Here is an 11,206-nt window from a genome sequence, read left to right on the forward strand (position 1 = left end):
CCGCCTCCGTGATCGCGAGGTTGCACTTGCACAACACCTGCGAAATCCGGCTGGACAAGTAAGCAACTGGTCAAGAACGATGAGGAGCCACAGTGCCGCGGGCAGCTCATCGGGGGGACGGACCGCTTTCTGTAGAACTCTCCTCCGTGCGGTGCCGCGCGTCGTCCCCGCACGTGATCCACGGAGGAAGCATCGCCATGAGCTACGGCGACCCGAACAACCCCTATGGCGCCCCGCAGCAGCCGGGTTACGGCGCCCCGCAGCAGCCGGGCCAGGCGCCCGGCTATGGCTACCCGCAGGCCCCGCCCGTGCAGCAGCCGTACGGCGCCGGCTACCCCGCCGGCCCCATGCAGATGCCGGGCAACGTCAGCGCCGCACGGGTGATGATGTGGGTGATCGTCGGCCTCCAGGTGCTCGGCGCGGCCCTGTTCGCCATCAGCGCGGCCACGATCAACGCGGCGAAGAACGACGACAGCCTCCGGGACAACTCCGCCTTCCAGCAGATCGCCGACTACTCGACCGGCAAGCTGTGGGCGCTCGTGGTGTTCGCGGTGATCTGGGGCGTGCTCGCGGCCGTCCTGGCCACGAAGTTCAAGTCGGGCGGCAACGGCGTCCGGATCACCCTCCTGGTGTTCGGCATCATCACCGCGGTCATCGCCCTGTACCCGTTCACCATCGCGGGCATCGTGCACCTGGTGCTCGCCATCCTGATCGCCTGCTTCGTCGGCGGTTCCAAGGGCAAGGCCTGGTTCAACCGGCCGCGCTACTGATTCGCGTCCGGTACGGCTGTGGCCTCCGGCCCCTCTGAGAGAGGGCCGGAGGCCACAGCCATACGCTCACCGGGCGGGCGGAACCGACGGAACCGACGGAACCGCCCGAACCGTCAGTGGAAGAAGTGGCGCGTGCCCGTGAAGTACATCGTCACGCCCGCCTTCTTCGCGGCCTCCACGACCTGCTCGTCGCGGATCGAGCCGCCCGGCTGGACGATGGCCTTCACGCCCGCGGCGATGAGGATCTCCGGGCCGTCGGGGAACGGGAAGAACGCGTCGGAGGCGGCGTAGGAACCGCGCGCCCGCTCCTCGCCCGCCCGCTCGACGGCCAGCTTGCAGGAGTCGACACGGTTCACCTGGCCCATGCCGACACCGACCGACGCGCCGTCCTTGGCGAGCAGGATCGCGTTGGACTTCACCGCGCGGCAGGCCTTCCAGGCGAACGCCAGCTCGGCCAGCTCCTCGGCCGGCAGCGCCTCGCCGCTCGCCAGCGTCCAGTTGGCGGGGTCGTCGCCGTCGGCCTGGAGACGGTCGGTGGCCTGGAGGAGGACACCGCCGTCGATCTGCTTGGCCTCCACCCGGTTGCACGGGCCGCTCGGCGTCCGCAGGATGCGGATGTTCTTCTTCCGGGTGAGGACCTCCAGCGCGCCGTCCTCGTAGTCGGGCGCGACGATGACCTCGGTGAAGATGTCGGCGACCTGCTCGGCCATCTCCTTGCTGACCGGCCGGTTCACGGCGATGACACCGCCGTAGGCGGAGACCGGGTCGCAGGCGTGCGCCTTGCGGTGCGCCTCGGCGACGTCCGCGCCGATCGCGATGCCGCACGGGTTGGCGTGCTTGATGATCGCGACGCAGGGCTCGTCGTGGTCGTACGCGGCACGGTGGGCGGCGTCCGTGTCCGTGTAGTTGTTGTACGACATCTCCTTGCCGTGCAGCTGCTCGGCGTCCGCGAGCCCGCCGCTGCCGTCGACGTACAGGGCGGCCGGCTGGTGCGGGTTCTCGCCGTAGCGCAGGGTGTTCCGGCGCTCGTAGGTCGCGCCGAGGAAGTCGGGGAACCGCGACTCGTCGACCGGGGCGTAGGAGGACGCGAACCAGGAGGCCACCGCCACGTCGTAGGCGGCCGTGTGCTGGAAGGCCTCGGCGGCCAGCCGCTTGCGGGCGGCCAGGTCGAAGCCGCCGGACTGGACGGCGGCGAGGACGTCGGCGTACCGCGCGGGGCTGGTGACGACCGCCACCGACGGGTGGTTCTTGGCGGCGGCGCGGACCATCGACGGGCCGCCGATGTCGATCTGCTCCACGCACTCGTCGGGCGAGGCGCCGGAGGCGACCGTCTCACGGAACGGGTAGAGGTTCACGACGACCAGGTCGAACGGCTCGACGCCCAGCTCGGCCAGCTGCCGCCGGTGGTCCTCCAGACGCAGGTCGGCGAGGATGCCGGCGTGCACCTTGGGGTGCAGGGTCTTGACCCGGCCGTCCAGGCACTCGGGGAAGCCGGTCAGCTCCTCGACCTTGGTGACGGGCACGCCGGCCGCGGCGATCTTCGCGGCGGTGGAGCCGGTGGAGACGAGTTCGACGCCGGCCTCGTGCAGCCCGCGCGCGAGCTCCTCCAGACCGGTCTTGTCGTAGACGCTGACGAGCGCGCGCCGGATGGGCCGCTTGTTGCTCTCGGCGGTCACTGGATAACTACCTTTCGTCCCTCGATGCGATAGCCGTTGCGGGCGATCCGCCCCACGACCTCGACGAGCAGCCTTCGCTCGACTTCCTTGATGCGCTCGTGCAGCGCGCTCTCGTCGTCCTCGTCCCGGACCTCGACCACGCCCTGGGCGATGATCGGACCGGTGTCGACGCCGTCGTCGACGAAGTGGACGGTGCAACCGGTGACCTTGGCGCCGTACGCCAGCGCGTCCCGCACGCCGTGGGCCCCGGGGAAACTGGGCAGCAGGGCGGGATGCGTGTTGACGAACCGCCCGCCGAACCGCGCGAGGAACTCCTTCCCCACGATCTTCATGAACCCGGCGGAGACGACGAGGTCGGGCTCGTGGGCGGCGACGGCCTCGGCGAGCGCCGCGTCCCACTCCTCGCGCGTGCCGTAGTCCTTGACCCTCCGCACGAAGGTCGGCACCCCGGCGCGCTCGGCGCGCGCGAGCCCCTCGATGCCGTCGCGGTCGGCGCCCACGGCGACGACCTCGGCGCCGTAGGCCTCGGCTCCGGTCTCGTCGATCGCGTCGAGGAGCGCCTGCAGATTGGTGCCGGATCCGGAGACCAGCACGACGAGGCGCTTGGCCACGGGCTTGGCGGCCACGGTGGGGGCCCTTTCTCGGGGGAGCTGTTTTGTACGGTCGTACGAATGCTTCGGGCCCCCGGATACGGGGAAGCCTACGAACCGGCCGACCGTCAGCAACGATACCGGCACTCCGGGCGGCCCCCATGGGACGGGGGCGTGGCCGGAAGGTAGCGTCTGGGGGGACGGGGTTCGGGAACGCGATGGCGGCATGGTGCGTTCACCAAGACAGAGCCCATGTCAGCTCGCACGCCGGACCAGCCGAACTCACGCGTACGCCCGTACGTCACACAGTCACAAGGGGAAGACGCTCACTTGATGCCGGACCGCAGTCTGCGACTCCTCACGCTCCCCCCGCAGCCCAGGCAGGGAGGGAAGCGCGGCGCCGTGCTGCTGCGGGAGCGCCCCGCCTCGCCGCCGGACGCGCCCTCGGGCGGGGACAACGGCGACGGCCGGCGCGGCCCGGCCCAGGACGGCAACCCCTTCGCACCGCCGCCCGAGGGCACACCCGACCGCCCGTGGCAGCCCCGGCACCCGTCGGGCTCCGACTCCGGCGGGAACTCCTCCGGCCAGGGAGGGGGCTCCGGCGAGGGGGGCGGCCCCGGCGAGGGCGGCGGATACACCCCCTGGGGCAGCCAGTGGAGCGACCGCCAGCCCGGCCGCTCCCCCGACGGCGGCTTCGGCGAGCGCCCCCAGCGTCCCGGCGGCCCCGAGGGGCCGGGCGGCGGACGCGGGCCCGGCATGCGCTGGGACCCCACCGACCCCGCCCAGCGCCGCGCTCGCTACGCGCTGCTGAGCGGCATGTGGGCCTTCTTCTTCGTCCTCTTCGGCTGGCGGTACGTGGGCCTGCTGCTCGGCGCGCTGGCCCTGTACTGGGGCATCAGCTCGCTGCGCACCAAGCCGCGCAGGCCCGATCCGAACGCGGCCCCGGTGGCCGAGAGCCGCCCCCAGACGACGGCGGCGGTCAGCGGCCTGGTCACCGCATCCCTGGCCCTCGCCCTGGTCGCCTCGGGCTTCGCCGCCCAGTTCGTCTACCGCGACTACTACACCTGCATGAACGACGCCCTCACCAACCAGGCCAAGCAGTCCTGCGACCAGCACCTGCCGCGGCAGCTGCGGGGGGTGCTGGGGGTGGACGGCTGAGAACTGCGGCTCCCGCGCCTGCCTGGTGCGCTCTCACCGAGGGGTGGGCGGTTCTGTCGGCGGTTCTGTGAGCGGTTCTGGTTCGGTCGGCGGTTCTGTGAGCGGTTCTGGTTCTGTCGGCGGTTCGGTCGGCTTTTCGAGATCGGTATCGGGATCGGTCGGGTTCTCGGGTGCGGGTGGTTCCTCGGGATCGGCCGGCCGGCCGGGCTCGGTGTCTGACTCGGGGGCGGACCGGTCCGCGGGTGAGGCCGGTTCCCCGGGTTCCCCGGACTCCTCGGGTGCGGTCGGCGCCGTGGCGTCCGCGTCCGGTCCCGGTGTCGTGGGTGTCGCCGCCGCCTGTCTGAGGGCGTCCCAGCGGGCCCGGCGGGCCGCTTCGTCGTCCTGCCAGGCGGCCGGCTCGGAGTCCGGCGGGTCAAGGGGCAGTACGTCGTACGGTTCCAGAGCGGGGTCGTAGCCCTGGGTCAGGCGTGCGCCGGTGTCCGGCGGCCGGGTCGCCGTGGCCCCGCCGTCCCGGGGCCGGCCGATCCTCCGCTCGGTCCCCTCCGGTGCGGGCGCCCTGCCGCCGCCCCAGTAGCGCACGGCCCGTACCACCAGCGCCGTCGGGACGGCCGCCGTCGCGGTCCACAGCAGTGCGGCCCCGGCGACCTGCCATCCCACCGGCCCGAACCGGGAGAGCCCGAAGTCCCCGAGCGGGCCGCCCGCCAACTCCGCGAACACCCCGAGCCCGATCGCGCACAGCAGGCAGCCCAGGCCCGCTCCGGCGACGGTCCGCCGCCAGGACCACGCCCGCTTCGGACCGATCACGTTCCCGTCGGCGTCCCGTCCGGCGCGCACCGCGCTGCCCGCGACGAACCAGCCGATGGTCAGCCCGGCCGCCACCGGTACGGCGGCGGCCGCCCAGTGCAGGGAGGTGCCGGGGCCCGCGTCCGGTACCGCCGCGAGCAGCGGGAAGGGCGGCAGCATCGGTCCCGGGTCGGAGGAGAAGGGGGCGACGGCATGGCCGGCGCCGAGCAGGAAGCCGGGCCCGAGGGCGTACGCCACCGCCCACACGACCGCGTTCGGCAGCAGCGCCAGGCACAGCAGCAGCACCGCGAACCGTCCCGACCAGCCCTCCGTCAACCGCAGGAACGCGCCCTGGGCCGTCCCGGAATGCCCCACCAGCGACACCCCGAGGACGAGCGCGCCGCCCCCGACGAACACCACCGCCCCGGCCCCCGCCGCCCGTGCCGAGGCGCCCAGACGCGCCCGCGGCCCCGGCCCGAGCAGCAGACGCCGTACGCCGGGCGGCAGCGGGCCCATCGCCCGTTCCAGGGGCGCGCGCGGACAGCCGTACGCCGCCCAGACGCCGGTGCCCGCCGCCGCCGCGGCGACCAGCGGCACCCACATGACCGTCCACACCCAGGAGGGGCGCAGCGCGCCGCCCGCCGCGTACGCGGCCGCGGCGCCGGCGACGCCGAGGTAGCCGAGGACGACGCCGGTCCAGGCGGTGCGCGGGGGGACGAGCGGGCCGCCGTCGCCGCCGTCGGTCGCGTCCCGCGCCGCGCGGTGCACCAGCAGCGCCGGCAGGGCGAGCAGCAGCAGCGGGGTCACTCCCAGGGACGTGGGCGCACCGGTGAGCGTGTTGGTGCGGACCAGTTCGGCCCCGTGCGCCAGCAGCCACAGCGCGGCGGCGACGTGGAGCGCGCCGCTCGGTCCGCTGTCGGGGTACGGCGAGCTGATCCACAGCGCGATGACGAGCACGGCGAACGAGCCGAGCCCGAGGCCCGCGGCGACCACACCGCCCACGAAACCGGCGCCGAGTCCGGGTGAACGGTCCCGTACGCGGGTGCGCAGGTGCGGCAGGGGCGGACGTCGATGGGTCGTCTGGATCACGCCCGCCATGCTCCCAACGTCACACGCGTTCCCGGCGTAACAGGCGAACCTCGGAAGTGTCGCTCAATATATGTTCATGCGCCTATTCATACGGAAGGAGGCACCATGACGGACGGTCACGCGGACCAGGCACTGACGCCCGCTCAGGCTTTCGACGCGCTCCACGCCTTCTGCGCCCCGGCACTCATACGCCAGGCCTACCTGCTCACCGGCCACCGCGAGCGGGCACGTGCCGCCGTGGAGCGCGCCTTCCAACTCGCCTGGCAGCGCTGGCCCGAAGTGGCCCACGACCGGGACCCCGCGGGCTGGGTGCGGGCGACGGCACACGAGTGCGCCCTCTCGCCCTGGCAGCGCCTCATACCGCGCAGGCGCCTCACCGACCCCCCGCCCGATCCGGTCGATCGCGCGCTCCAGCGCGCACTGCTGCGGCTTCCGCCGTCCTACCGCCGCACACTGGTGCTCTACGACGGGGTCGGCCTCGACCTGCCGGAGACGGCGGCGGAGACGGAGGCCAGCACCCCGGCGACGGCGAACCGGCTGCTGCACGCCCGGCAGGCCGTCGCCGCGCACCTGCCCGAACTGGCCGACCCGGCGGAACTGCACCGGCGCCTGGTCCGACTGGCCTCGGCCGGACACCTCACGGCGGCCGGGTCGCCGCCTTCGTCCCCCTCGTTCAGCTCATTCCCCTCGTTCACCTCATTCCCCTCGGTGTCGCCGTCCTCCCCCTCGGCGTCGCCTTCGTCCTCCTCGGCGCCGGCCTGGGCCTCCTCGGCCGCCACTCGCCCGACTGCCCGGCCGCCGATGGCCCGGCCGGTGGCCCTGCGGACCGCCGGGGAACGCACCTCCCGCTTCTGGACCCGGTCCGCCATCGCGCTCACCGTCGCCGTCGTCGGCGCCACGGCCCTCACGCTACGGACGGCCCCCACCCACTACCTGGCGCCGGTGTCCCCCGGCCGGCCGGTCCAGGAACTTCCTCCCGCACAGGGCATGCTCGGCCCCTTGTCGCAGCAGGAGCTGAAGCTGAGCACCACGCTGCGGAAGGAGGCGGCGGGAGGGCCGGCACGCCTGGAACCGGAGGCGCGGTAGCGAGAGTGAGGGACTCCGGCCGGACATGGCGGTGGGCCCGCCCCCTTCACAGGGGACGGGCCCACCGATGTGCCGTCAGGAGACCGGAGCCCGCTCAGCCGGCGAGGATCTCGCGGGCGAGCTTGGCCGTCTCGGTCGGGGTCTTGCCGACCTTGACGCCGGCGGCCTCGAGGGCCTCCTTCTTCGCCTGGGCGGTGCCGGAGGAGCCGGAGACGATGGCGCCGGCGTGGCCCATGGTCTTGCCCTCGGGCGCGGTGAAGCCCGCGACGTAGCCGACGACCGGCTTGGTCACGTTCTCCTTGATGAAGGCCGCGGCCCGCTCCTCGGCGTCGCCGCCGATCTCGCCGATCATGACGATCAGGTCGGTGTCGGGGTCGGCCTGGAAGGCGGCGAGGGCGTCGATGTGGGTGGTGCCGATGATCGGGTCACCGCCGATGCCGACGGCCGTGGAGAAGCCGATGTCACGCAGCTCGTACATCATCTGGTACGTCAGCGTGCCGGACTTCGAGACCAGGCCGATGCGGCCCGGCTTGGTGATGTCGCCCGGGATGATGCCGACGTTGGACTGGCCCGGGGTGATGATGCCGGGGCAGTTCGGGCCGATGATGCGGGTCTTGTTGCCCTTCTTGCCGGCGTACGCCCAGAAGGCGGCCGTGTCGTGCACGGCGATGCCCTCGGTGATCACGACGGCCAGCGGGATCTCGGCGTCGATGGCCTCGACGACCGCGTCCTTGGTGAACTTCTCCGGCACGAAGATGACGGAGACGTCGGCGCCGGTCTTCTCGATGGCCTCCTTGACGGTGCCGAAGACGGGTACCTCGGTGCCGTCGAAGTCCACGGTCTGACCCGCCTTGCGCGGGTTCACGCCGCCCACGACGTTGGTGCCGTCGCCGAGCATGAGCTTGGTGTGCTTCATGCCGGTGGCGCCGGTCATGCCCTGGACGATGACCTTGCTGTCCTTGTTGAGCCAGATAGCCATGGTGTCTTGATGTCCTCGTCCTCGGTGCTTACTTGGCGGCGGCCAGCTCGGCGGCCTTGTCGGCCGCGCCGTCCATGGTGTCGACGCGCTGGACCAGCGGGTGGTTGGCGTCGGTGAGGATCTTCCGGCCCAGCTCGGCGTTGTTGCCGTCGAGGCGGACGACGAGCGGCTTGGTGACCTGCTCGCCGCGACCCTCCAGGAGCTTCAGGGCCTGCACGATGCCGTTGGCGACCTCGTCGCAGGCGGTGATGCCGCCGAAGACGTTGACGAAGACGGACTTGACGTCCGGGTCGCCCAGGATGATCTCCAGGCCGTTCGCCATGACCTGGGCGGAGGCGCCACCGCCGATGTCCAGGAAGTTGGCGGGCTTGACGCCGCCGTGCCGCTCACCGGCGTACGCGACGACGTCCAGGGTCGACATGACCAGACCCGCGCCGTTGCCGATGATGCCGACCTCGCCGTCGAGCTTGACGTAGTTGAGGCCCTTCTCCTTGGCGGCCGCCTCGAGCGGGTTGGCGGCGGCCTTGTCGTGGAGCTCCTCGAAGTCGGGGTGACGGAACTCGGCGTTGTCGTCCAGGGACACCTTGCCGTCGAGGGCGATGACCTCACCGGAGGCGACCTTGGCGAGCGGGTTCACCTCGACCAGGAGGGCGTCCTCCTTGATGAAGGTGTCCCACAGCGTGATCAGGACGTTCACGACCTTGTCGGCGACCTCGGCCGGGAACTTGGCGGCCTCGACGATCTCACGGGCCTTGGCCTCGTCCACACCGTCGATGGCGTCGATCGCGATCTTGGCGACGGCCTCGGGACGGGTGGCGGCCACCTCCTCGATCTCCATGCCGCCCTCGACGGAGGCGATGGAGAGGAAGGTCCGGTTGGCACGGTCGAGGAGGAAGGAGACGTAGTACTCCTCGACGATCTCCGGAGCCGTCTCGGCGATCATGACCTTGTGGACCGTGTGGCCCTTGATGTCCATGCCGAGGATGTCCGTCGCGCGGGCGACGGCCTCGTCCGGGGTGGCGGCGAGCTTCACGCCACCGGCCTTGCCTCGACCACCGACCTTCACCTGGGCCTTGACGACCGACTTGCCGCCCAGCCGCTCGGTGATCTCGCGCGCCGCCTCAGGCGTGTCGATGACTTCACCGGCCAGCACCGGTACACCGTGCTTGGCGAAGAGGTCCCTCGCCTGGTACTCGAACAGGTCCACGCGCTTCCGTCCCTATCAGTGATCTCGCGGTTCGTTGGATGCGTGGGCGTGCCGCGAAGGGCAACGTGACGTCCGCTCTGTGTCACAAGGGAGGCGCACACGGTGTCCGAGCGCGCGGCATGTCCATCTCGCAGGTTATCTCCGCTCACGGACGCGCCCTAAATCAGGGGTCACACGTGAGCGGTGATACCTGTCACATGATGCCGCGCTTACTGGCACCGCGTGCCGGGCGTGCGGGACCTCACCGGGCTGGGGTTGACCCGGTGAGGTCCCTTGAACAGCCCCGAAGGGCTCAGGGCGGATGATCCCCACCCCAATGGGGACCAGCGGCCCTTCCGCGGAGTTCCAAGGGGCTGCCGGACGAACCGCCGGTTTTCGGCCATCCGGGTCCACCGGGTCCGCGGAGTCGAGGGGTGCGGGAGGGGGCCGGGACCCGTCCCGCGTCTGCCCGGGATCCTCCGGGCAGGGCTGCCGGCAAGAGCTGCCGGGAAAGGCTGACGGAAGGGCTGACGGAAGGGCTGACGGAGGGGCTGACGGAGGGGAAGGGGCCCGTCGGGGCCTGCCCGGATGCCCGGATGCCCGGATTCGCCTAGCCGGGGTAGACGGGGACGTCCTCGCGCACGTCCCGGGTTCCGGCCGCCGCGAGAGGGGTGGCGGTGCTGCGCATCCGGGGCAGCGGGGCCCGGCCGCCAGGGGTGACGGCGTGCAGGTCCCCGTGGATCGGCTCGCCGGAGTCGGCTGTCGACCGGGTGCCCACGACCCCGTCGGGGTCGCCGCCGGGCAGGGGCGGAGCGGGGGCGTGCGGGGCCGCGGAGGGGTCGTGCACGGCGCGTGAGGTGCCGTGCGTCGCCACCTGCCCGGAGAGCGGCTGCATGGGGTGCTGGGGGTACAGGGGGTGCAGGCGGTGTGCGGACTCCGGCCCGAAGGTGATCACCGCGGCCGGCCCGACGACGCGTTCGGCCGTACGGGCGTGTCCCTGGGCCCGGTGCCCGTCGGCGCGGTGCCCGGCGGGCGTCGCGACGGCCGCACCGGCCGGCTGCTGGGGAACGTGCTGGGGCCGGGGCTCGGAGACCGTGGGGTCAACAGACACGGGCAGCGTGACGGGTGCGGGGAGCGCAACGGATACGGGGAGCGTGACGGATGCGGGCAGCGAGGGCAACGCGGGGAGTGGCAGCACGCTTCCGAGGTCCCCGAGCCCGGAGGAGCCGGTCACAGGCGTGTCGGGCAGGCCGGACAGGGCCGACAGGGCCGGGAGGTCCGGGAGGTCCGGCAAGGGCGGGGAGCTCGGTACGGGCTGTGTCGGCAACGTGGGCAGCGACACCGCCGCAGGAACCCTTGCGTTTGCCTTTGTCTCCGCCTCCGCCTTCACCGCCGCCACGTCGGTCGCCGGACGGACGACGTGGTCCCGCACCGGGAGGGCCGGCATGCGCTCCTGGCCGTGATCCGGACGGTCAGGGGCCGCGTCGCGTCCGGTGACCGCGTTCAGGACCGCAGTGGGTGAGGGCACCCTCGGCCCGCCCTCAGCGGCCTGCGCCCGCTCCCCGCAGAGGAATCCCAGGGCGAACACGGCCCCCACCAGCAGGACCAGTTGCAGCGCACGCCGCCCGGCCGCCGTGCGCATCACGCGCAGGACGGCAGCGGGCAGAGCTGCTGGCACGGTCAAGAGAGGACGGTTCCTTCCCAAGCGGGCGACGCACCGCCGAACAAGGCATCGATCCTCGCACGGGACTCCAGCGGTCGCGCAAGCCCGGTGTTACCGTTGGGTAGGCATGTCCGATTTGCCGACCGGACGCGGCCGACAGACCGTCAGCAGGCCGCCACGGTCACTCCGTTGGCCGGTCTTCCGTCGGCCAGTCCTCCGTCGGCCG

The 11,206-nt window shown here is 72.4% G+C and carries 9 protein-coding genes; 3 read left to right on the plus strand and 6 right to left on the minus strand.

Annotation, left to right across the window (positions count from 1 at the left end):
• The first annotated feature begins 197 nt into the window (after window positions 1-197).
• Window positions 198-770 (plus strand): hypothetical protein, encoded by a 573-nt coding sequence (locus ABZ484_RS15255; RefSeq protein WP_358866351.1) that lies wholly within the window; start codon window positions 198-200, stop codon window positions 768-770.
• A gap of 113 nt (window positions 771-883) precedes the next feature.
• Here ABZ484_RS15255 and purH read toward each other — a convergent pair whose 3' ends face one another.
• Both purH and purN read right to left on the minus strand, forming a co-directional pair.
• Entirely contained in the window at window positions 884-2,446 is a 1,563-nt protein-coding gene (gene purH, locus ABZ484_RS15260; RefSeq protein WP_358866352.1) for a bifunctional phosphoribosylaminoimidazolecarboxamide formyltransferase/IMP cyclohydrolase, read from the minus strand.
• Window positions 2,443-3,072 carry a phosphoribosylglycinamide formyltransferase gene (gene purN, locus ABZ484_RS15265; RefSeq protein WP_358866353.1) on the minus strand — a complete coding sequence of 210 codons (630 nt, stop codon included), beginning with the start codon at window positions 3,070-3,072 and terminating at the stop codon, window positions 2,443-2,445. The genes purH and purN overlap by 4 nt, the downstream gene beginning before the upstream one ends.
• Window positions 3,073-3,369: 297 nt before the next feature.
• Between purN and ABZ484_RS15270 the strand changes: the two genes are divergently transcribed.
• Window positions 3,370-4,194 (plus strand): hypothetical protein, encoded by an 825-nt coding sequence (locus ABZ484_RS15270; RefSeq protein ID WP_358866354.1) that lies wholly within the window; start codon window positions 3,370-3,372, stop codon window positions 4,192-4,194.
• Between the two features lie 33 nt (window positions 4,195-4,227).
• On the opposite strand, the gene ABZ484_RS15275 is transcribed toward ABZ484_RS15270, so the two are convergent.
• Window positions 4,228-6,066, minus strand: coding sequence for a DUF6350 family protein (locus ABZ484_RS15275; RefSeq protein WP_358866355.1), 1,839 nt, complete (start codon window positions 6,064-6,066; stop codon window positions 4,228-4,230).
• Window positions 6,067-6,171: 105 nt separating this feature from the next.
• Between ABZ484_RS15275 and ABZ484_RS15280 the strand changes: the two genes are divergently transcribed.
• Window positions 6,172-7,152: a sigma factor-like helix-turn-helix DNA-binding protein gene (locus ABZ484_RS15280; protein WP_358866356.1), complete on the plus strand. Its 981-nt coding sequence runs from the start codon at window positions 6,172-6,174 to the stop codon at window positions 7,150-7,152.
• A gap of 94 nt (window positions 7,153-7,246) precedes the next feature.
• Here the strand turns inward: ABZ484_RS15280 and sucD are convergent, their stop codons facing one another.
• The 3 genes from sucD to ABZ484_RS15295 form a co-directional block, all read right to left on the minus strand.
• Window positions 7,247-8,131 carry a succinate--CoA ligase subunit alpha gene (gene sucD / locus ABZ484_RS15285; protein ID WP_009190236.1) on the minus strand — a complete coding sequence of 295 codons (885 nt, stop codon included), beginning with the start codon at window positions 8,129-8,131 and terminating at the stop codon, window positions 7,247-7,249.
• A 28-nt stretch (window positions 8,132-8,159) separates the two neighbouring features.
• Window positions 8,160-9,338, minus strand: coding sequence for an ADP-forming succinate--CoA ligase subunit beta (gene sucC / locus ABZ484_RS15290; RefSeq protein WP_358866357.1), 1,179 nt, complete (start codon window positions 9,336-9,338; stop codon window positions 8,160-8,162).
• Between the two features lie 589 nt (window positions 9,339-9,927).
• Window positions 9,928-11,001 (minus strand): hypothetical protein, encoded by a 1,074-nt coding sequence (locus ABZ484_RS15295; protein WP_358866358.1) that lies wholly within the window; start codon window positions 10,999-11,001, stop codon window positions 9,928-9,930.
• Between the last annotated feature and the right edge of the window lie 205 nt (window positions 11,002-11,206).

It is taken from the genome of Streptomyces sp. NPDC006393 (genome assembly GCF_040628575.1).
Taxonomy (GTDB): domain Bacteria; phylum Actinomycetota; class Actinomycetes; order Streptomycetales; family Streptomycetaceae; genus Streptomyces.

Bases quoted from the DNA above. Each gene is read 5' to 3' on its own strand.
- ABZ484_RS15255 (WP_358866351.1), top strand. From the start codon at position 198: ATGAGCTACGGCGACCCGAACAACCCCTATGGCGCCCCGCAGCAGCCG.
- ABZ484_RS15270 (WP_358866354.1), top strand. From the start codon at position 3,370: ATGCCGGACCGCAGTCTGCGACTCCTCACGCTCCCCCCGCAGCCCAGG.
- ABZ484_RS15280 (WP_358866356.1), top strand. From the start codon at position 6,172: ATGACGGACGGTCACGCGGACCAGGCACTGACGCCCGCTCAGGCTTTC.
- sucD (WP_009190236.1), bottom strand. From the start codon at position 8,131: ATGGCTATCTGGCTCAACAAGGACAGCAAGGTCATCGTCCAGGGCATG.